Origin of the sequence: Herbaspirillum seropedicae, from assembly GCF_001040945.1 — a bacterium.
Classification (GTDB): domain Bacteria; phylum Pseudomonadota; class Gammaproteobacteria; order Burkholderiales; family Burkholderiaceae_D; genus Herbaspirillum; species Herbaspirillum seropedicae.
Window position 1 is genome coordinate 2,692,083 of the sequence record NZ_CP011930.1, and the last position, 17,966, is coordinate 2,710,048.

Sequence of the window (17,966 nt, forward strand, 5' to 3'; positions counted from 1 at the left end):
ATTTGTAGCAGGTTCATCGGCAGCACTTACCTCATGCCACCGCGCCGAAAGTCAGGCTAGGCGCGGGCTGCGGCGTGGCATGAGGGCATCAAAAGACTTGGAAATTTTTTCCAGAAGGCCCATCCAAAGAGCCTTCATTTCGGGCGTCTTGGCTCGCTCGATATTCGCGGTAGCGATCACCTCAAGCGGGTCGCGCCCGATCAGGTTTGCCAGCTTCAGGGCAACATCATCATCAATGCGGCTGCGGCCAGCACGGTATCCGCTGATCGTCGGTTGGCTCACCTTCAAAGCCTTCGCCAATGCATAGTCGGAAGGCAGGCCAAGCCTGTTCTTCGCTTCGTCCAAATATTCCAGGGTATTCACGGTTGCTCTCCTAGGGCTAGGCCCGCCTAGGCGTAGGCGGACAGGTACGGTGCATAGAATAGGTCAAAGCATCGACACCTACAAGCATAGCGAGTTCAATGCATAGAGCTTGACATGCATAGAGAGCTCTATGTATTCTCCGTCCCTATCGACCGGGGAATCTCATCGCTCCCCTAGGCATAGCGGCCCAGCCGCCCCCGGTCGAGTTTCGCCGGGGGAGGGCCAAGACCTAGGGGGTCTCATGTCGAAAAGCAACAAAATCAAGGACGCTTTCATGTGTGCGGTAGGCTTCGGCCTGCTGTGCTCAGCAACCATCCTGGCCGCCCTGGACGTGACCAAGGGGTAAGCCATGGTGGCACTCACTTTCACCCTGTCGGGACAACAACATGCACAGTGCATAGCGGCCCTGAAGGATAAGGCCGGCTGGTGCCACTTCCAGGCAGAGGATTGCCGCGCTGCTGGTCTACATGACACTGCGCGCCGCTGGTCAGACATCGAAAAAGACTGTTTGGCGATTGCTGATTTTCTGAGCCAGCCGGTGACCGCATGAGCCTGCATGAGGGACAAATCGCAGTGATAGGCGCGGGCCTGGAACTGCATGCCGCTGTGCGCCGCCGCCTGGAACTTGAGGTGGCGGCGCTGAAGGAAGCCCGCGTACAGGTGCCGGTGGCGCTGTTCGAACAGGCACAGCGCGCCCTTGAGGAACTCAATGACGGCCTGCATCGCGTCATTCTCTCGGGCATTGAGGCGCACTGATGCCAACCATCCGGCAAGAGAACGGCATCCGGACAATCGCGGGCTTGCCCCCGCGCTGGGGCCGGAAGGCGTACCGCGAGTTGCATCAGGCTCGCGGCGGCGTCGTGGTCGGTCAATTGCCGGCGCGGTATCTGAAGCTGTCGGCGCTGCTGGATGAAATCACCGCAGCGCCGATCCCGTTGGATGCGACGGATTCGCAGTTGTGCGTGGCCGCGCTGCATCGCTCGCAAGAGTGCATGTCCATGTCGGGACGGATTCATGACAAGGCCGCGCTGCGCCAGCGCATGCAGGTCATGTGTGACCAACAGGGCGTACCAGCGCCAGGGGTAGACGATGACGTTCAATTTATTGCGCGCTGCTGCGATCCCGCCTGGTGGCGGCGACAGTTTCGCAAGGTGTTTGGCCGGACTTTCGAGCATGCCGCCGTCCGCCTGGGGCTGGTTTCTGTGCGGGCTGGTGCTTATGCCAGCGATGAAACCGTGCTGCGCCGCCTGGACCAGAACCGCCGTAACGCCAAGATACTGGATTCGGTCCAGATGGCGAACGATCAGGGACAAGAATATGCGTTGGCTGATCTTGTGGCAAAAAGCGTTGCAAACCGAAAGGTGCGGCGCGGGGAGCTGATGCTCCGCATGCGTGGATGCGAGGAGATTGCCAACGAACTCGGCCACGTAGGGGTTTTTGTCACGCTGACATGCCCGTCAAAATTTCATGCCGTGCTGGCGCAGTCCGGCACGGCCAATCCGAATTACAACGATGCCACCGCCCGCGAGGCGCATGCATACCTGCAAACCATCTGGCAGCGCATCCGCGCCGCCTACGCCCGCCAGGATGTGCAGCCCTACGGCTTTCGCATCGCTGAACCGCACCACGATGGTTGCCCGCACTGGCACATGCTGCTTTTCATCGCGAAGGATGACGCACAGGTGTTCATCGACACCATGAAGGAATATGCCCTGGAAGAAGACGGCGACGAACCGGGAGCCAAGCGCAACCGGGTCAAGATCGTCCGAATCGAGGCAGGGAAGGGGACTGCGGCAGGCTACATCGCAAAGTACGTGGGCAAGAACATTGACGATGAGCACGTGCCTGAACACAAGGCCCGCGACGGCGCTGTGATTGAGAAAGACCTGATCGGTGATGAGGTGATCCGGCCATGCCAGCGCGTGGAAGCCTGGGCGGCCTGCTGGGGCATTCGCCAGTTTCAAGCCATTGGGCAACCGCCTGTCACGGTCTGGCGCGAGCTGCGCCGCGTGGCCGCAGACAAGGTGGAAGGCGCGAGCGAGCACGTGCGCCAGGCGCATGCCGCCGTGCAGAAGACAGAAGAGAAGCCGGCCGACTTCGCCGCCTACATCCGGGCGCAAGGCGGCATCGGCATAGGCCGGAATTACCTGATTGCCGTGGCGAAGGAACTGCGCACGGTGCAAGGGAAATACGGCGTGTATGAGGGCGAGAAGCCCGCGGGGATTTTCGATAGGGCGAGGCCGGAAGCCGGTATCTATGCCTCGACTCGGTATGAGTGGCGCGTGGTCGGAAAAATGCGCGCCGTTGACGTTCCTTGGACTCGTGTCAATAACTGTACGCCGCCAGCCTGGGCGGCGGAAGTGAAAGGCACGAATCCGATAGCCAAATTCGATGACTCGGGCTGGTTCGCCAGCGACGAATACCGAGACATCGCCATCAGTGAGGGTCGGATGCTGGATTTGATGGACCACGCCCAGCAGCAGGCCCGTGAACATCGCAAATATGGGGGAAACCATGCGCGAAAAAATCAGTAAGGCCCTGGGCCTGTTCGGCTTTGCATTGCCGGGCGCGGTTCGGGAAGTGTTGACAGACCTGGGCGCGGAAATCGACCGCCTGCGCGCCGAAATCGAGGAAATGAAGCGGTCGAACTTCAACGACGGGAAATGACAATGAACACCATCCAAGAATCGAAAGGCCGCTTGCGCCAGCTCCTGGCCGCCCTGCTGACCATCCGCGACAACTACGGTATCACCAGCGCGCAATCAACCAACTTCGCCAGCGCCAAGGACGAGCTGGAAGACATCATCGCCAACATGGCCGACATGCCGCCGCCTCAACCCGTCACGGTTGATTCCGTGGTGGCCGGCGTGATGGCCGGAATCAGCGGCCTGCAATCGGAAATCGACAACTCGACCAACGCGGCAGTGCATGACCTGGGCGAGAAGATTGATTCCCTCATCGCCCTGGCCAATGCCCACGGCGAGACGCAACAAGCTGCGCAAGCGGCGTAAGTTTTTTCCAAGGGGCGGCGGGCTCACGAGGTCCGCCGTCGCCGCCAACTGGCCGCGCCTTACCGGGCGCGGCAAAAGGGGACCACATGGCATCAAAAATCCTGGGCCGCACGGCATGCCCGTGCTGCGATCATGACGCCGCCCACGTCAAACTCAAGACCGACAAGGCCGAAGGCCAGACGGCTTATCCCTACGTGCATTGCCGCGACTGCGGAATCCAGATGCACACCCGCACCCAGCACCAGGCGGAACACCTCCTGAAGCGCACCCGCGCTGAAAAGCTGGACCAGCCGGCACCAGCGCCAGAACCGGCCCCGGCCCCGGCACCTGCGCCCGCCGACCTGCACCCCGCACCTGTCCCGCCGAAGCCTGGCCGCCAAATGTTCGGAGGGCTCTTCCGTGACTGAGCAAGATATGCAAGCCCTGATCGCGCAGGGCGACAACATCGACGCAGGCACAGCGCAGCAGGCGCAAGCCGCCATCGCCGGACCCGCGCCCATCAACCCCGACGCCGCCGCGCTTGAGTGGATGATGATCCCTGAAGCCCTGGCCTTCGTCATCTGCGGCATGTTTCCCGAGGTGGCTCCGGCCTATACGGATGAGGCAAAGCTCAACCTGGCGCGCAAGATTGCGCCCGTGGCAGAAAAACACGGGTGGAACGGGCCGGGCGACTCGCCGGAACTCATGCTGGCCGTTGGTGCTTTCGGGTTCTCTATGCCGGCGATCATGGCCTATCGAGCGCGCAAGGCCTTAGCCGACAAGAAACCGGAAGAAGGCAAGACCGATGAGCGTACAGAATAAGGCCCAAATCTGGGCCGTGATGGGGCAATCGGGGACCGGCAAGGGGGCATGGGTCAAGGCAGAGCTAAAACGCCGCAAAATGCGCAGGATTTTGATTCTGGACCCCCAGGACGAATATGGCGCGTTCGCTCAACCAGTATCGAAGGCCGGCGACATGGCGCGCATCGTGGCGGCGGCAGGCGAGCGCGGCGCGTTCGCGGTGCGCTACGTCTTTCCCAAGATGTGCAGCGCCGACCACTTCGCGCAGATATTCGACCTGGCCTGCCAGCTGACCTATGGCGCTCGCAACTGCTGTTTCCTCGTTGAGGAACTGTCGAACTTCACCACGGCGCAGCATGCCCCGCCATTGTGGCGGCGCATGTGCAATTCGGGGCGGCATGAGGGCGTCCATGTCATCGGCTGCAGCCAGTTCCCGGCGCAGATCGATAAATCCTTCCTGTCAAACGCAACCCTGATCCACGTCGGATTCCTGGGCGAAAAGCCGCACCGGACGGCGGTCGCCCAGCGCATGGACATCAATCCGGACCTGATCCGCGATTTGCCCGACCTGCACTATCTGGAATGGCACCGGGAGGGCCGCAACATCGTGCGCGGCACGATTCACCCGGCATCGGGCCGGATCAACGAAAAACCGTTGCAGGCAGGCGACGAAAAGACCAGCCAGGTACGCAGTGCTACAGGAAGGAAACGCGCCTAGGCGTAGGGGTATCCGTAGGTGCAGGGGAGGGGGCTGTTTACGGCACCGGAAAACTGGTGTCATGGGGGCTCATTCAATGAATTTGAAACGGGCATGAGTAAGTACCTTCCATCGCTGGAAAAAATCTCGCAAGAGGTCATCGCTACCGCCATCGCTGTTGTAGGCGTGGCGTGGCTGGTTTCGCGAGTGCCGGCGCTCAAGGCCTTGGTCAAGTCCTACGACTCTTAATCCTGGGGAAACCATGAAGACCTACATCAAAGAAGCCGCTTTCATCCTGGCAGTGATCGCTGTCGCCAAGCTGGCGAAAAAGTCCGTCACTCTGCCTGCCGGCATCGCTGACCTGCTGCCCTGATCGCGCCATGCAAGACGCCATCAAGACCGCCCTGGTGACGCTGGCGGTTATCTACGTGCTCAATCGCGTGAGCGTCACGCGCCCGCTGGTGCAGGAAGCACTGGCATAACAAGGGAACCGAAAGAAAATGATCAACTACCCTCTGCAACAGCCCGTCAACGTCGCGCCCGGCGCAATCTCGACGCTGACCATCCCGACGGGTGGCTCCCAGACTCTGGTGGGCATCAAGCTGCGCCTGTCCGGCACCACCTTCGACAAGACCAAGGTGGACAAGGTCAAAGTCAAGATCGGCCCGCGCCTGATCTGGGACTTGACCATGGACCAGCTCAACAAGATCAACAACTACAAGGGCAACGCCGACAACGCCGCGTACATCTACCTGGACTTCACCGAACGTGACCAGGCGATTTTCCCGGTCAAGGAAATCGGCGGCATCGACCTGCTGGCCGCCATGGCCATCGGCAATGTCATCGTGGAAGTGACCATCAACGCGGCCGCCGTGGCACCCAAGATTGATGCGGTGGGCTACTTCGAGCCAAGCCAGGGCAATCCGTTCGTGCTCAAGTATCTGAACTATCCGGCATCGACTGCGGTGGCCGGCAAGTTTACCCTGCCGCTGTCGTTCCGTGGCGCGCTGCTGAAGCGTACGCTGCACTTCTACACCGGCACGAACTTCAGCGCCACCACCGACGGCAACATCAACCGTATCGAGGTCAAGAAGAACGGTGCGGTCGTGTTCGATCAGACCTGCCGCGATGCGCGCTTCGATCAGGTGCAGCAGAAGAAGACCCCGCAGGCGCAAACCTTCGTGGTCGACTACATCATCGACAACAACCACGATGCGCAGATGACCACCATCAGCAAGAGCGCGGGCGGCGCGCAGGTCTTCGATACCTTCGAAGTCAATGCCTACCTGACCGCCTCGGACTCGATTCAGACCGTGGTCGAGGCAATCGACGTCATCAACAACCTGTAAGGCCTGGCCATGACTGACGTGATTAACGCGGCGGTCTGGCCGGATGGCACGTCCTACCAGATGTCGCCGGCGCAGTTCAACGCGCAGGCGGGAGACTGGACAGACGTGCTGTCCCTGGGGCTGGCGGGGGCGGCGGTGAATGCCGCTTACAACCTGTCCAACACGGTCGGAAATCCGCCGCAGACCATCGGTATCTCGGTCGGCACCCACGGCAACTTCATGCCGCTGCTGATCCTGGGCGGCCTGGCCTGGGTGCTGTTCTCGAAAAAGGGGTAAGCCGTGACGATGCCCATGAGCATTTCAGGCTCGGGCGGCCAAGCGTCTTCCGGGTCGAGTTCCAACGCAGGGGTAAGCAATCCGGTATCGACACCGTTTGTCTTCGATAACAGCGGCTGGAATGTGAGCATCCACGGCAGTGGGGACCAGTCCGCGCGCGGATCGTCGGGGGCGAACGATGGCGCGGGCGCATCAAGTGCGCTCACGAACACAAACTGGATGATGCTCGCGGCTGGGGCGCTGGTGGTATGGCTGATTGCGCGCAATTCCTGACCTTCGAGCCATGCCAAGCAGCAGAAGTGGCTGACTGGCTGGCTCTGGCTGAAAAGCGAGGGCGGGCAGAGGGGGCGGAAGGGGTAGTGAGCCTGGCCAGCCGGGGGCAGTGCTTCCGGCTGATGATCGCCGGCCAGACGGTGGGGGCCTACCTGCTGCAAGCCATGGATGACGAGGTTTTCATCCTGGCCGCAGCGGGGCGCGCCGACATCGATATGACGGCGGCCATTGACAAGGCCGTGTGCCAGCAGGCGCAGAACTTCGAGACGGTCGCATTCCGGACGGTTCGGCCAGGCCTGATGAGAAAGACTGCGGCACTTGGCTACAAGCGGGAAGGCAACATTTTTAGAAAACGAATCCGGCCATGAGCATTTTGAAAATTTGGGTGCGGTGGTTCTGTGCGGCATGGATGCCGATCTATTTCGGCGGTGATTCGAGTAGTGACTCGTCCACGCGCACCGAGACCACGACCACCAACAACACCACCACGGAAGACCGCCGCGTGGTTGGCGGAGACAACTCGCTAGGCGTGTCCGGCAACGGAAACACTGTGGTGATGACCGATAACGGCGCGGTCAAACAGGCGATCGAACTGGCCGGCACCAGTAGCGTGCACATTGTGGACGCGCTCAAGGCCATGGCCACGGCGAACCAGGCCAGTTTCGAAAAGACGCTGGCACTCGTCGGAGACAACACCGAGAAAACCAACGCTGCCTTTGCAAAGGCCAATGAAGAAGTGAACGGCAATCGAACCCTCGTCATCGTCGGAATGGTGGCGGTTGGCATGATCGCCATGCAACAAGGAATTTTCAAATGATCCTACTGCCAATCAAGATCGATCCGGGCGCGGTCGTCCCAGTGGCCGCCTATGGGCAGTTCGTGTATTTCGAATCCGCGACAGGGCCAGGTGATACCAGCATCGTCGTGAAGGCACAAGGCGGCTCGGGGGTGGACTACATACTCAAGGTGGGCCAGGGCTTCCGTACCGATGAGGCGTTCTCGCAACTGATCATCAGCAACAACAAAGGTGAGGGGACCATTACCGGTGTGGTAGTGGTGGCCGACCAAAACTTCTTCGACAACCGGGTTGTCGGGACGGTGAGCATCGCCGGCACCGTGGGCGTAAATGGCGTGGTCGAAGTCGTGGACGGTGGCCGCGCACGGGTGCTGGCAAACAAGGCATTCATGGCCTATGCAGACATGGGCGCTGCCGACAAGCCGGTGCATCAGTTGTGGAATCCGGCAGGCAGCGGGAAAAATGTTGTGATCGAGTCGGTAACGGTCAGCTCGGGCAGCGTCAACACGGTGCGAATTGCCTTTGCAAGCGCTGCGGCAGCGAACATGGCAGCGCAACCGGCATTGAGCAAGAAGAACGGTGTCGCGGGATCGATTGCCGAAGTGCGACAGGTGATCAACCCAACATTCCTCACGAACCCGATCTATGTTGCCTATGTCTCGACGGCTGCACAGGTGTTGGCGCCGAAAGAGCCTTTCGTGCTGACGCCGGGGAATGGCCTGAGTGTCCAAGGACAGAATGCAAACGGCAACATGGTGACGATCTTCGAATATTACGAAGAGGCTGTGTGATGCGCGATGAGGTCATCGTTGTGGCGCTGCTACTGGCGGCCTACTGGATTCTGACCGACGACAACGGCGGGCAGGGCGGCGGCTCATCAAATTGGGACGGAATTTCCGAGTCGGTGCTAACTACCTTTGATGAGGTGGTGGGCTCTTTCTCTAATCAGCCATTGGAAGATATGAAAACATCTCAAAACGGTATCGACATGCTGAAGCGGCGCGAAAGCCTGCGCCTCACGCGCTACACGCTTGGCGACGGCGGGTACACATGGGGTTACGGACACTTTGACAAGAATCCGAACGCGCTGCCGGTGAACATCACCGCGGATCAGGCAGAGGCGATCTTCGCCGACGATCTGGTAAATCGCGGGGAAAAGTGGGTAAAGCTCTACGTGAGCGTGCCAGTGTCGCAAAACCAGTTCGACGCCCTGGTTTCCATCGCCTACAACATGTCGCCGCAGTCGTTCAAGAAATTCGCCGATCAGGTCAACGCCGGAAACGGCATCAACGCCATCGCAGACACCTCTGTTGGCTGGGTGGCATCGAACCTGCAAAACGGCATCCGCAATCGCCGCGCAGAGGAAAAGCGGCTTTTCAATGAAGGGATTTATGCATGAGCAAGGCAATCGGAAACGGCGGTGGCAACGACCTGATGTTAGTTGCGGTGCTGATCGTGGGTGCCATGATGTACACGCGCATGCGCGGCGCTGTGGCTGGCAACACCCCTCGTACCGTCTATGTGCCGGCCAGCGCGCCGGCATCGAACGGCAGCGGCGTGGCACAGGTGGCAACCGGCATCGTGGGGGCGCTGGGCAACTGGTTCTCCAGCCCAGGCACCAACGGTCTGCCGGACACCTACAACGGCACCGACACCACCAAGAACAGCTTCGGCTTGTACGGACCCATCGGCGGAACGGCGGAAGACCCGTGGTATGGATAAAACCGGCCTGATTGTCGCGGGCGCGCTGCTCGTCGGCGCGGTCGGCGTGGCGTACTACGCAAAGAAGAAGATCGGCAACATGATTCCGCCCGTGGTGCAGGAAGGCGTGGAGGCGGCGGGACTCATCGGGTCGAACTTCGGCAACATGATCACGAACCCGCTGGAGGCCTTCGGCATCCGCAAGCCGGTCAACAACATGTGGATCTACACGACGCCTTGGGAAAACACAGACGACGTGGTGAGCAACAACAGCAGCGGCATCAACTTCAACTACTTCTGAGAGGAAAACATGGATCGAATAAAAGAGCCAAGCACCTGGGCAGGCCTGGGCATCCTGGCGCAAGTTCTGAAGGGCATTTTCCCGGCGTACGCGCTGGCATTGGACGGCGTCAGCGCTGCTGCCGGTGCGCTGGCCGGCGTGCTGACCGAGAACAAGGGCAAGGCCGCCTGATGGAATTCACGCCGGAACTGCTCGGCCAGGTGCTGACCGCAGTGGCTACCGGGTCCGGCGTGTACGCGGGCATCCGTGCCGATATCAAGGCACTGCGGGAAAAGGCCGACCGCGCCCAAAAGACGGCCGACACCGCGCACAAGCGCATCGACACGATCCTTTATCGGAGAGAAAAATGACCAAACGACGCACGCCGCCGCGCAAGGCCAATGGCCAATTCCGCAAGCGCAAGAAGAAGTAAGCGGGCAAGAAAAAACCGACCTGGCCAGGTCGGTTTTTTTTTCGCCATGGCGCCAGGATCAGGCGGCGCAGGAAAAGAGGAGGGTGACTTCGTAATCGTCGTCGCCGGACAGCGTAGGAACCCAGCTGCCAGCCCATGCGGCCAGGTCGCCGGCGGCCTTCAGGTTACGGTTAGTGGACTCGCTCACGACGCCCTTGTACTTGGTCTGGCTATTGACCACCTCGAAGCGCTTGCCTTGCTTGTTACAGGCGGCGTCAGCGGCCTTGAGCGCGGCGGCCTGGGCGTCGTTCTCGGATTCACCGAAACCGGTAGTACGGTACTGGCCGCCTGCCATGGGCATCACGTTAGCCGGCTTGCTCGATGCGCAGGCCGTCAGGATCAGCGCCAGGCCGAGGGATGACAGGAACTTGATTTTCATGTTGTGAGTCCTTCAGGGTTGGAAACTGGATAACGTCGCCTGAGACAATCGCAAGGCGGCGGGGAAAGCTGGTGAAGCCCATTTGCCTATGGCGCTCGCGGGCTTCCATCTGCCGCAAGCGTAGGAGTTCGGGAACCCACCAAGGAATTTTCGATTTGCCATCAAGCCAGTCTTTGACGGATCGTTCCGACCGGCGCAGCATGCGGGCAAGAGTCTTCGGGGACTTGCCGTCCGCATAGAACACAAACTCGTCGCGGTCCCCATACCGCAAGTTTGGCATTTTCATTATCTTCTTATTAATTTTTGGTCAGGAGATTGTAAGGACGGAGTGTGAATCCGTGTTAAGAAAAAGCCGCCTAAAAAGGCGGCATTTCTCAGAATTGCTGTGCTGCCGGTGAACCTGAAACTTCGCATAATTTTTATTATGTAAAATATCGTTTGCAGTTTGTCGATCCCAGATGGCTTCCAAGCAACTCCACTGCTAGCTATTAAAACCCCACACCATTGTCACTAACTGAGCAGCCTGATCCAGGAGCGACTGGACGGCGGCACCGTCCTCTTCATCCAGGGCACGAATTCCTCTGCGCAACCTGATCCATCTACGTAATCACTTCGCTATTCAAAGCTTGAACCGGCAGCCTCGCCCCCAAGTCCAATCAGCCTACTCCCTCACATTGCCCGTTCAACTTCAACACTCAACCACGGAGGCAACATGGCAGGACTGAACAAAGAAATCTTGCGCCAGGCGAATGCCGCGATCAGCGCAGGCGACCACGAAGGATTCCTCTCTTTCTGCGCAGACGATATCGTGTGGTCTACCGTGGGTGGCGAGACCCTGCGCGGGAAAGAAGCCGTCCGCGCCTGGATGGCTGGGGAATATACCAAGCCGCCCGAATTCGACGTCCAGGAGATGATCGAAGACGGCGATTTCGTAGTGGCAATCGGAACGATTGCCACTGAAGAAAACGGCGCGAAGATCGCAAATTCCTACTGTGACGTTTGGAGCGTAAAAAATGGCCGTTTGGCTCAGCTAAGAGCTTTCGTTATCAAGGACAGCGAAAGATCAAACTGAAATCCTCTCCCGCAGAATAATAAGCTCGCTTCAGCGGGCTTATTTCCGGCAGCTGCCATGCCTGCCCGCAATACGCATGGTGTTCCCTCCCCTTTGCTGACACCAACTTCATTGCGCTGACAAGTTCATTCTTGTCCAGGTGAACTTGATATAAATCAGACGGCTTCATCCCGAGAGCATTACCGTAGCTTGTACTGCCGAGTTCTTTCGATGACTTGCTGCGGGCGATGTCGATCCGAATGACTTCTCTACGTTATCGACTTTAAAGGGATGATGCGTCATGAAACTTGCTCTTAGGCTATTAACGTTGGCTTTCTCGCTCAGCGCATTATCGGCCGCCGCGCAGCCTGGCGTGGGATTCGGCGACGATCCGAACACCTGGCGCGGCAGGCCCCACGGATTCCGCTTCGATCGCGACAATACGTTCGGCTGGGCCATGATGAGCCAAAGGGAGCGCATCGAGCACCGGAAAAAGCTGATGGCCGTCACCAGTTATAACGACTGCAAGGCATATATGGCTGAGCATCACCAGCAAATGCAGGAACGCGCGGCGGAACAAGGAAAATCTCTTCCCGCAGCCCCGTCCGATGTCTGCGATCAGATGAAGGCGTCCGGTCAGTTCAACAAATAGCGGCCCGCTGACTAAAAGGCTAATGAGCAGCTTTGAAGTGTTTCGTGCTCGCGCACGCTTGGTCTGGCAGGAACAAGGCGCCACCTGAGAGGGGCATGATGCAGGATTCAAACGATGATCACCACGGCCTTTCTCATTCCGAGGTGACGCGCCTGCTTGCCGAGGACGGTCCCAATGTGCTCCATTCAGACCAACGTCGAATGGGGCGGGTCCTGATGAAGGTGATCAGGGAACCGATGTTCATGCTCCTGCTGTCGGCTGCCGCAATTTATCTGACCTTGGGAGAACTGCGCGAAGGCTTGTTGTTGCTGTTCATGGTTGCGCTTACGGTTGGGCTGACGCTCTATCAGGGCGGAAAGACAGAGCGTGCGCTGGCGGCACTGCGTGTACTGAACAGCCCCACCGCTCGGGTGATCCGCGACGGCCGGACGATGCGCATAGCTGCCGCGGAACTGGTTCGCGGCGACCTGATCCTGCTGGAAGAAGGCGCGCGGGTGCCTGCGGATGCGGGCGTGCTCGAAGCCAGCAATTTGCAGCTCGATGAATCATTGCTGACTGGAGAGGCCTGTCCCGTTGAAAAGTTCGCCCCGTCCACGAAGCCTGAACCGCATGCATTGCCCTCTGGGCAGACGGACAGTGCGACGCTGGTACGATCAGGCACGCTGGTGGTACGTGGTAGCGGCATCGCCAAGGTGACCGCTACCGGCGCCAGGACCGAACTGGGAAAGATCAGCAGTCTTTTGCATGAACTGGTCGAGGAACCGAGCCCGATGCAACGGCACATCGCTCGTATCGTCACGGTCTTGGCGGTCACCGGTCTGATGCTGAGCGCCCTTCTCGTCGTTCTCGAAGGCTATTCGCATGGTCGCTGGACCGAGGCACTGTTGATGGGAATCGCCTTGTCGATGTCGCTGCTGCCGGAAGAGCTTCCCATTATCCTGACAATCTTTCCGGCGATCGGAGCATGGCGCATGGCGCGCGCCAATGTGCTCACGCGCCGCCTGTCAGCCATCGAGACGCTCGGCTCGATTTCGGTGCTATGCACCGACAAGACAGGCACGCTGACGGAGAACCGGATGCGGGTCGTGCAAGGGATGATCGCCGGCCGCCACATGTATTTCGATGAAAGCGACATCGGAATCACCTCTCCGGAATGGCGCACGCTATTGGAAACAGCCGCCCTGGCGAGTAGTCCGCGTCCGACCGATCCCATGGAGAAAGCCTTTCACCAGCTAGCCGGGGAAAGCGCCAAGCGCTTTGCGCCGCCAGCTCTTACCCAGTTGTTGCAAGAGTATCCTTTCACTCCCGCCTTGCGGGCCATGACGATGGTCTGGAAAGGTGACGACGATGCTCCCTTGCTGGTAGCGACCAAGGGAGCCCCGGAGGCCATTGCGTCCTTGTGCGGACTGACACCGGCCGAGGTACAGCAGATGCAGAACGATATCATGCACCTGGGCAGCCATGGTCTGCGTGTGATCGCGGTCGCCGCCTGCAACTGGAGCGGCGCGCTGCCGGCTTCGCAGGCGCAATTCGGACTGCGCTACCTCGGGCTGCTGGCACTGGCTGATCCGCTGCGTCCGGGTGTGCCGGACGCCATCCAGAGATGTCATCAGGCCGAGATCAGAGTCATCATGATCACTGGCGACCATCCCAGCACTGCGCAGAACATTGCAAGACAGGCAGGGATAAGCGCAGATCAGGTATTGCTGGGAGATGAAGTGCAAGCCATGGCCGAACACGAGCTGGCTCGACGGCTGCGCACGACCAACGTCTGTGCGCGCATTACTCCCTTGCAGAAGCTGCGCATCGTGGCCGCGCTGAAGGACGACGGCGAGATCATCGCCATGACCGGTGACGGCGTCAACGACGCGCCCGCGCTCAAGGCCGCACATGTTGGGATTGCCATGGGTGCGCGCGGTACCGATGTCGCACGGGAAGCCGGTTCGCTCATCCTGCTGGATGACAACTTTGCTTCCATTGTGGAAGGCATCCTGATGGGGCGGCGCATTTTTTCCAGAATGCGCGGCGCAATGATCTATGTCCTGGCGATGCACATGCCTATCGCTGGCATGGCTTTATTGCCCGTGGTCTTCGGCTGGCCTTTGATCCTCTATCCGATGCAGATCGCGTTCCTGGAACTGATCGTCGATCCTGCCTGTACGCTGGCTTTTGAAAATACAGGATCGGACTACCGGGAGCGTCAGGCGCCACGCCGCCACGGCGCCGCCCCGCTGCTCGACGCGCGAATCATCATCCTGGTTCTGGTTCAGGGCAGCGTCGCCCTGCTCTTCGCCGTTTCGGCATATCTCTGGTTTCTCGAACGGCTCACTCACAGCCAGGCCCGCGCAGCAGAGTTCATCGTGCTGGTCTTGGTCAATCTCGGGATGATGTTTTCTGCCCTTGTTCCTGATCGCTATTTCTTCCGGGCATTCTGCCCCGGCAATTATGCAGCGCTCATCATCTCGATTATCGCCGTGATCATGTTGCTGGCCACGGTGTACCTGCCGGCACTGGCCAATACCTTCCATTTTTCTCCTCCGCCCGCCCTCGACCTTGCAATGGCGTTTGCCTGGGGCGCGCTTGCATTGCTTGCCTACGAATGCGCCAAGTTACTGATCAACCGGATGCAGACTCCATCTGCTGCCACGAAGGTGTGACAGGATTGCCATCCTCCACCGGTCATGACCCTCTGGTCTTGCCAAGCGTCTCAGCCCCAACCTGGTGCGGAAAACGAGGACTCCACGCGCGGCCATGTCATGCGCCCTCCTCCTTGATCTCCGCGACGACATCTCCGTCCATTTCCTGCAAAAAGCGCCATTGATGGCGGCAATGGCAATCATGGTTTTGGCGCAATCGACGCCGTCAGTCTCTCTACTATTTGTCTTGCCGGAGATCACACAGATCGGAGCAGCGCGCTGGAGGCGCACGTCCTGACAGCATTTCTCGCATGCCCCCTTCAGATCACGGCCGATATTGACCGCGCTGCCATGCATGCCTCGCAGTGGCTGGTGGCCGCAGTTGGCGTCGAAACTCAATCGTCTGAATAGGAGCACGCAATGAAGAAGATTTATCTGGCTGCAATGATCGTCTCTACCTTTACCGCATCGGCCATGGCATTCCAGCTGCCGGGCCGCCCCACCCCGCCGGCTGCGTCCACCACGCGCATCACCAACCCTGTCGTGGTCGCCAACGGCGGTAACGGCGGCGCCGGCGGCAGCGCGCTCGCCGGCGGCGCCAGCGCTGGCGCCACTACCGGCGGCAATGCCACTGGCGGTGGCGCCAGCCAATCCAATACCGGCGGTGTCGCCAATACCGGAGGCAATCTGACCTCCACCGGCGGGACCACGGCAATCGGTGGCGTGACCACCTCCGGCGCCCTGGCCAACACCGCGAACCGGCTGCCGTACCATTCCACCCCGAGCAACGTCCAGACCGCCAATGGCAATGCGGTAGCAGTCGGTGGCGGCACGACCTCCTCCACCGGTTCGGCTAACGCCTCGGCTGGCGGCAACTACAATGCGGGCGGCGCTGGCGTGTCCACCACGATCGGCGGAAGCGCCCAAGGTGGCCAGGCCGTAGCTGGCAATGGCGGCAATGGTGGCGGCGCGACCGCAACGGCAATCGTCCACTGACTGAGCAGCACAACTTTAGCGGTAGGCGGGGGAGTCCTGCTCCCCCACTCACTAGAAAGGGGGCTAGCGTGAACAGGATCTTTGCGGTGCTGATATGGACAGCACTGATGGCGCCATCGGCCTGGGCCGATACGACGGCGACGGCAAACGGCGGTTCGGGAGGTGCGGGCGGTGTTGCCACGGGTGGCAACGCCGCTGGCGGGTCGGCAAGCGGCAATACGTCCAACGTCTCGGTGGTGGTCGGCAGCGGCGCCGGTGGGGCGCTCGGCAGCGCCGCGAGCGCAACAGACCCGGCCAGTGGCGGCGCTCCCACTACCATCAACTATGGCGGCAGCTATACGGTGCGCACCAACCCGGCCATTGCTGCGCCCTCTCTGACCTCGACCTTCTCCGACACCTGCATGGGATCGTCCTCGTTCGGTCTGAGTATCGTCGGCTTCGGCGCCACCGGCGGCACGACGATGGTCGATGACGCCTGCGTACGGCGTCTCGATTCGCGGGAATTCCGCGCCATGGGGATGGAAGATGTCGCGCTGGCCTTGTTATGCCAGAGCGCCGCCAATCAGAAGGCGGTCGAGGCTACGGGACGCAGTTGCCCGGGCAGGGTGACCGCCCTCCCCAGCTCGCCTGGCGCCGCTCCGGCGGCCGAAGAATACTCCGATCCGATCGTGCGACGACGTCTGGGCTTGGCGCCTATCTCCAATGACAGTGCGAAGCTGCCAGTCAATGCTTCGGTATCGTCACTGAGCAAATGATCCTGTTCGGGTGGGGACGCGCGATGGATGGAAAACTCATTTCGTGAGACCAGGTCTTGTTCGGCAGTGTCAGGGCATCGGATATCGACCACGCACCCGGACATTGCTCGGAGATTTTTGATACCCATCAAAGATTCACATTTTGCGCTGCACCAGGTATCGCTATGATGAACAAAGCAAGATGGAGCCGGAACCCTACGAACCCGGACCAGAGCAGGCCGGGGGGCTATGGCGCTGGGGAAACCTAGCTCTTGCTGCAAGCAACGGAGGACCTTGCAAATGCATTCTCGTCAATCAAAAGAATTAAACGAAGATTGCAGTTCAGTTAAGCATATAGGCGTCATCGTATCAGAGGGAGTCATCCTGGCCGACCTGGCCGAAATCGCGGAAGTGTTTTTCGTGACCGACAAGATGCTCTCCTCCATGTTTTCGCAAGGCAACGGTTATCACTTTTCATTGCTCTCGGTCAGAGGGGGAATGATCACCACCTCCAGTTCAGTACAGATCGGGACATTGTCCTTGCAACACCACGATATCCGCGCATTCGACAGCATCATCATTGCAGACGGTCGAGGCAACTTTGCGGACTGCAACGACCCGCAACTGCTCAACTGGCTGGCAACGGCGGCCTTGCATGCCCCACGGATTGCAGCCTTATGCACGGGAGTCCTCGTCCTGGCCGAAGCGGGCTTGCTCGACAGAAAAAAGGTGGCCGCGCATTGGGCATTGCGTGACAGGCTTCAGCGGGAATTCCCTGATATCCATGTCGAGCCAGGCGACACCCTCGTCCAGGACCAGAATGTCTTCACTTCCGCAGACTCCGGCACGGGTGCGGAAGTGGCGCTGGCGCTCATCGAGGATGATCTCGGCAGCAGCTTCGCGCATCGCATCGAGCAGTCTCTTACCGTCCGACAACACCATCAATTCAAGCACTCCCTCTCCAGAGGCAGCGAAATCAGGCCAGGAGAAAAGCGGCATCGAAGTGAGCGCATTCAAAAAGCGCTGATCTGGCTGGATGAGCATATGTCCTCCTCCATCAATATGTCCGAGGCTGCTGATCATGTCTCCATGAGCGAACGTAACTTCCAGAGGGAATTCAAGCGAGAGACCGGCGAGACGCCTCATTGCTTCCTTACCAAGATCCGTATCGAGGCGGCCTGCCTCTACCTAAAGGAAACCGATCTGCCGATCGAGAAGATCGCACGCAGATGTGGCCTGGTCAGCGGCGAACATCTGGCCCGACTGTTTCGCAAGCATCATGGCGTCTCCCCGGGAGAATATCGCAAGAAGGAGAACGCTCCCCGTCCCGCTCCGATCGTTTCGGTTGGCTCCCCTCTTCAGGTCCACAGATCATGAAAATCGCACCGTTCTTCCGCTTCTATCATTTCTACCGGCGCAGCGGCAATTCCATGCGCCTGTCTGCGCGCCTGGCATGGAACAAGATCCTCAGCAGCTATTACTGATTGCTGAATTGTTAGGAAAGGCAGTCCGCTTTTCAG

General features: G+C 59.8%; 28 protein-coding genes. 26 read left to right on the top strand and 2 right to left on the bottom strand.

The annotated features are described in order from the left end of the window. Positions 1-51: 51 nt before the first annotated feature. Positions 52-363, bottom strand: a complete 312-nt coding sequence (locus tag ACP92_RS11750) for a helix-turn-helix domain-containing protein (RefSeq protein ID WP_048348544.1) — start codon at positions 361-363, stop codon at positions 52-54. 349 nt (positions 364-712) lie between these two features. Between ACP92_RS11750 and ACP92_RS24575 the strand changes: the two genes are divergently transcribed. The 20 genes from ACP92_RS24575 to ACP92_RS11825 all read left to right on the top strand — a co-directional run bounded on the left by ACP92_RS24575 (position 713) and on the right by ACP92_RS11825 (position 9,897). After that, positions 713-913 (top strand): hypothetical protein, encoded by a 201-nt coding sequence (locus tag ACP92_RS24575; RefSeq protein ID WP_156181779.1) that lies wholly within the window; start codon positions 713-715, stop codon positions 911-913. Beyond that, positions 910-1,119, top strand: coding sequence for a hypothetical protein (locus ACP92_RS11755; RefSeq protein WP_048348545.1), 210 nt, complete (start codon positions 910-912; stop codon positions 1,117-1,119). The genes ACP92_RS24575 and ACP92_RS11755 overlap by 4 nt, the downstream gene beginning before the upstream one ends. Beyond that, entirely contained in the window at positions 1,119-2,897 is a 1,779-nt protein-coding gene (locus ACP92_RS11760) for a replication endonuclease (RefSeq protein ID WP_048348546.1), read from the top strand. The genes ACP92_RS11755 and ACP92_RS11760 overlap by 1 nt, the downstream gene beginning before the upstream one ends. Next, positions 2,878-3,030 carry a hypothetical protein gene (locus ACP92_RS24580; RefSeq protein WP_156181780.1) on the top strand — a complete coding sequence of 51 codons (153 nt, stop codon included), beginning with the start codon at positions 2,878-2,880 and terminating at the stop codon, positions 3,028-3,030. The genes ACP92_RS11760 and ACP92_RS24580 overlap by 20 nt, the downstream gene beginning before the upstream one ends. Positions 3,031-3,032: 2 nt before the next feature. Then, positions 3,033-3,374, top strand: coding sequence for a hypothetical protein (locus tag ACP92_RS11765; RefSeq protein ID WP_240727344.1), 342 nt, complete (start codon positions 3,033-3,035; stop codon positions 3,372-3,374). 86 nt (positions 3,375-3,460) lie between these two features. After that, a complete protein-coding gene (locus tag ACP92_RS24960; protein WP_208857378.1) occupies positions 3,461-3,781 on the top strand; it encodes a hypothetical protein in 321 nt (106 codons plus the stop codon). Between the two features lie 7 nt (positions 3,782-3,788). Continuing rightward, positions 3,789-4,175 carry a hypothetical protein gene (locus tag ACP92_RS11775; RefSeq protein WP_048348549.1) on the top strand — a complete coding sequence of 129 codons (387 nt, stop codon included), beginning with the start codon at positions 3,789-3,791 and terminating at the stop codon, positions 4,173-4,175. Continuing rightward, on the top strand, positions 4,159-4,872 hold the full coding sequence (locus tag ACP92_RS11780; RefSeq protein ID WP_048348550.1) for a hypothetical protein: 714 nt from the start codon (positions 4,159-4,161) through the stop codon (positions 4,870-4,872). The genes ACP92_RS11775 and ACP92_RS11780 overlap by 17 nt, the downstream gene beginning before the upstream one ends. Positions 4,873-4,965: 93 nt before the next feature. Further along, a complete protein-coding gene (locus ACP92_RS25195; protein ID WP_013234342.1) occupies positions 4,966-5,100 on the top strand; it encodes a hypothetical protein in 135 nt (44 codons plus the stop codon). Between the two features lie 251 nt (positions 5,101-5,351). Continuing rightward, positions 5,352-6,200, top strand: coding sequence for a major capsid protein P2 (locus ACP92_RS11785; protein ID WP_048348551.1), 849 nt, complete (start codon positions 5,352-5,354; stop codon positions 6,198-6,200). A gap of 9 nt (positions 6,201-6,209) precedes the next feature. After that, positions 6,210-6,476: a hypothetical protein gene (locus ACP92_RS11790; RefSeq protein WP_041310726.1), complete on the top strand. Its 267-nt coding sequence runs from the start codon at positions 6,210-6,212 to the stop codon at positions 6,474-6,476. A 15-nt stretch (positions 6,477-6,491) separates the two neighbouring features. After that, positions 6,492-6,749 carry a hypothetical protein gene (locus ACP92_RS24590; RefSeq protein ID WP_156181781.1) on the top strand — a complete coding sequence of 86 codons (258 nt, stop codon included), beginning with the start codon at positions 6,492-6,494 and terminating at the stop codon, positions 6,747-6,749. 86 nt (positions 6,750-6,835) lie between these two features. Continuing rightward, positions 6,836-7,117 carry a hypothetical protein gene (locus ACP92_RS11795; protein ID WP_156181782.1) on the top strand — a complete coding sequence of 94 codons (282 nt, stop codon included), beginning with the start codon at positions 6,836-6,838 and terminating at the stop codon, positions 7,115-7,117. Beyond that, positions 7,114-7,566: a hypothetical protein gene (locus ACP92_RS11800; RefSeq protein ID WP_048348553.1), complete on the top strand. Its 453-nt coding sequence runs from the start codon at positions 7,114-7,116 to the stop codon at positions 7,564-7,566. The genes ACP92_RS11795 and ACP92_RS11800 overlap by 4 nt, the downstream gene beginning before the upstream one ends. Beyond that, positions 7,563-8,336 carry a hypothetical protein gene (locus ACP92_RS11805; RefSeq protein WP_048348554.1) on the top strand — a complete coding sequence of 258 codons (774 nt, stop codon included), beginning with the start codon at positions 7,563-7,565 and terminating at the stop codon, positions 8,334-8,336. Before ACP92_RS11800 ends, ACP92_RS11805 begins: the two co-directional genes overlap by 4 nt. Then, a complete protein-coding gene (locus tag ACP92_RS11810; RefSeq protein ID WP_048348555.1) occupies positions 8,336-8,944 on the top strand; it encodes a lysozyme in 609 nt (202 codons plus the stop codon). The genes ACP92_RS11805 and ACP92_RS11810 overlap by 1 nt, the downstream gene beginning before the upstream one ends. Continuing rightward, positions 8,941-9,267 carry a hypothetical protein gene (locus ACP92_RS11815; RefSeq protein WP_048348556.1) on the top strand — a complete coding sequence of 109 codons (327 nt, stop codon included), beginning with the start codon at positions 8,941-8,943 and terminating at the stop codon, positions 9,265-9,267. The genes ACP92_RS11810 and ACP92_RS11815 overlap by 4 nt, the downstream gene beginning before the upstream one ends. Next, positions 9,260-9,547 (top strand): hypothetical protein, encoded by a 288-nt coding sequence (locus ACP92_RS11820; RefSeq protein WP_013234349.1) that lies wholly within the window; start codon positions 9,260-9,262, stop codon positions 9,545-9,547. Before ACP92_RS11815 ends, ACP92_RS11820 begins: the two co-directional genes overlap by 8 nt. Positions 9,548-9,556: 9 nt before the next feature. Beyond that, positions 9,557-9,718, top strand: coding sequence for a hypothetical protein (locus ACP92_RS24595; RefSeq protein ID WP_156181783.1), 162 nt, complete (start codon positions 9,557-9,559; stop codon positions 9,716-9,718). After that, complete coding sequence (locus ACP92_RS11825; RefSeq protein ID WP_048348557.1) at positions 9,718-9,897, top strand: hypothetical protein; 180 nt, start codon at positions 9,718-9,720, stop codon at positions 9,895-9,897. Before ACP92_RS24595 ends, ACP92_RS11825 begins: the two co-directional genes overlap by 1 nt. 120 nt (positions 9,898-10,017) lie before the next feature. Here the strand turns inward: ACP92_RS11825 and ACP92_RS11830 are convergent, their stop codons facing one another. Then, the gene (locus ACP92_RS11830; RefSeq protein ID WP_240727347.1) at positions 10,018-10,377 is read right to left on the bottom strand and encodes a hypothetical protein; all 360 of its coding nucleotides are present in this window, start codon (positions 10,375-10,377) and stop codon (positions 10,018-10,020) included. 712 nt (positions 10,378-11,089) lie between these two features. Between ACP92_RS11830 and ACP92_RS11835 the strand changes: the two genes are divergently transcribed. From ACP92_RS11835 to ACP92_RS11865, 6 genes are all read left to right on the top strand, one after another. Then, positions 11,090-11,449, top strand: a complete 360-nt coding sequence (locus ACP92_RS11835) for a nuclear transport factor 2 family protein (RefSeq protein ID WP_013234352.1) — start codon at positions 11,090-11,092, stop codon at positions 11,447-11,449. A gap of 280 nt (positions 11,450-11,729) precedes the next feature. Then, positions 11,730-12,080, top strand: coding sequence for a hypothetical protein (locus ACP92_RS11840; protein WP_013234353.1), 351 nt, complete (start codon positions 11,730-11,732; stop codon positions 12,078-12,080). A gap of 95 nt (positions 12,081-12,175) precedes the next feature. Further along, a complete protein-coding gene (locus ACP92_RS11845) occupies positions 12,176-14,737 on the top strand; it encodes a cation-translocating P-type ATPase (RefSeq protein WP_013234354.1) in 2,562 nt (853 codons plus the stop codon). A 399-nt stretch (positions 14,738-15,136) separates the two neighbouring features. Then, a complete protein-coding gene (locus tag ACP92_RS11855) occupies positions 15,137-15,712 on the top strand; it encodes a hypothetical protein (protein WP_013234355.1) in 576 nt (191 codons plus the stop codon). A gap of 68 nt (positions 15,713-15,780) precedes the next feature. Next, on the top strand, positions 15,781-16,467 hold the full coding sequence (locus ACP92_RS11860) for a hypothetical protein (RefSeq protein WP_013234356.1): 687 nt from the start codon (positions 15,781-15,783) through the stop codon (positions 16,465-16,467). A gap of 279 nt (positions 16,468-16,746) precedes the next feature. Continuing rightward, the gene (locus ACP92_RS11865) at positions 16,747-17,823 is read left to right on the top strand and encodes a GlxA family transcriptional regulator (protein ID WP_041310734.1); all 1,077 of its coding nucleotides are present in this window, start codon (positions 16,747-16,749) and stop codon (positions 17,821-17,823) included. The last annotated feature ends 143 nt before the right edge of the window (positions 17,824-17,966 follow it).

Bases quoted from the DNA above. Each gene is read 5' to 3' on its own strand.
- ACP92_RS11805 (WP_048348554.1), top strand. From the start codon at position 7,563: ATGATCCTACTGCCAATCAAGATCGATCCGGGCGCGGTCGTCCCAGTG.
- ACP92_RS11790 (WP_041310726.1), top strand. From the start codon at position 6,210: ATGACTGACGTGATTAACGCGGCGGTCTGGCCGGATGGCACGTCCTAC.
- ACP92_RS11810 (WP_048348555.1), top strand. From the start codon at position 8,336: ATGCGCGATGAGGTCATCGTTGTGGCGCTGCTACTGGCGGCCTACTGG.
- ACP92_RS11825 (WP_048348557.1), top strand. From the start codon at position 9,718: ATGGAATTCACGCCGGAACTGCTCGGCCAGGTGCTGACCGCAGTGGCT.
- ACP92_RS11845 (WP_013234354.1), top strand. From the start codon at position 12,176: ATGATGCAGGATTCAAACGATGATCACCACGGCCTTTCTCATTCCGAG.
- ACP92_RS11820 (WP_013234349.1), top strand. From the start codon at position 9,260: ATGGATAAAACCGGCCTGATTGTCGCGGGCGCGCTGCTCGTCGGCGCG.
- ACP92_RS24580 (WP_156181780.1), top strand. From the start codon at position 2,878: ATGCGCGAAAAAATCAGTAAGGCCCTGGGCCTGTTCGGCTTTGCATTG.
- ACP92_RS11760 (WP_048348546.1), top strand. From the start codon at position 1,119: ATGCCAACCATCCGGCAAGAGAACGGCATCCGGACAATCGCGGGCTTG.
- ACP92_RS11800 (WP_048348553.1), top strand. From the start codon at position 7,114: ATGAGCATTTTGAAAATTTGGGTGCGGTGGTTCTGTGCGGCATGGATG.
- ACP92_RS11785 (WP_048348551.1), top strand. From the start codon at position 5,352: ATGATCAACTACCCTCTGCAACAGCCCGTCAACGTCGCGCCCGGCGCA.
- ACP92_RS11815 (WP_048348556.1), top strand. From the start codon at position 8,941: ATGAGCAAGGCAATCGGAAACGGCGGTGGCAACGACCTGATGTTAGTT.
- ACP92_RS11855 (WP_013234355.1), top strand. From the start codon at position 15,137: ATGAAGAAGATTTATCTGGCTGCAATGATCGTCTCTACCTTTACCGCA.
- ACP92_RS11755 (WP_048348545.1), top strand. From the start codon at position 910: ATGAGCCTGCATGAGGGACAAATCGCAGTGATAGGCGCGGGCCTGGAA.
- ACP92_RS24575 (WP_156181779.1), top strand. From the start codon at position 713: ATGGTGGCACTCACTTTCACCCTGTCGGGACAACAACATGCACAGTGC.
- ACP92_RS24960 (WP_208857378.1), top strand. From the start codon at position 3,461: ATGGCATCAAAAATCCTGGGCCGCACGGCATGCCCGTGCTGCGATCAT.
- ACP92_RS11840 (WP_013234353.1), top strand. From the start codon at position 11,730: ATGAAACTTGCTCTTAGGCTATTAACGTTGGCTTTCTCGCTCAGCGCA.
- ACP92_RS11775 (WP_048348549.1), top strand. From the start codon at position 3,789: ATGCAAGCCCTGATCGCGCAGGGCGACAACATCGACGCAGGCACAGCG.
- ACP92_RS24595 (WP_156181783.1), top strand. From the start codon at position 9,557: ATGGATCGAATAAAAGAGCCAAGCACCTGGGCAGGCCTGGGCATCCTG.
- ACP92_RS11780 (WP_048348550.1), top strand. From the start codon at position 4,159: ATGAGCGTACAGAATAAGGCCCAAATCTGGGCCGTGATGGGGCAATCG.
- ACP92_RS11830 (WP_240727347.1), bottom strand. From the start codon at position 10,377: ATGAAAATCAAGTTCCTGTCATCCCTCGGCCTGGCGCTGATCCTGACG.
- ACP92_RS11835 (WP_013234352.1), top strand. From the start codon at position 11,090: ATGGCAGGACTGAACAAAGAAATCTTGCGCCAGGCGAATGCCGCGATC.
- ACP92_RS24590 (WP_156181781.1), top strand. From the start codon at position 6,492: ATGAGCATTTCAGGCTCGGGCGGCCAAGCGTCTTCCGGGTCGAGTTCC.
- ACP92_RS25195 (WP_013234342.1), top strand. From the start codon at position 4,966: ATGAGTAAGTACCTTCCATCGCTGGAAAAAATCTCGCAAGAGGTCATC.
- ACP92_RS11865 (WP_041310734.1), top strand. From the start codon at position 16,747: ATGCATTCTCGTCAATCAAAAGAATTAAACGAAGATTGCAGTTCAGTT.
- ACP92_RS11765 (WP_240727344.1), top strand. From the start codon at position 3,033: ATGAACACCATCCAAGAATCGAAAGGCCGCTTGCGCCAGCTCCTGGCC.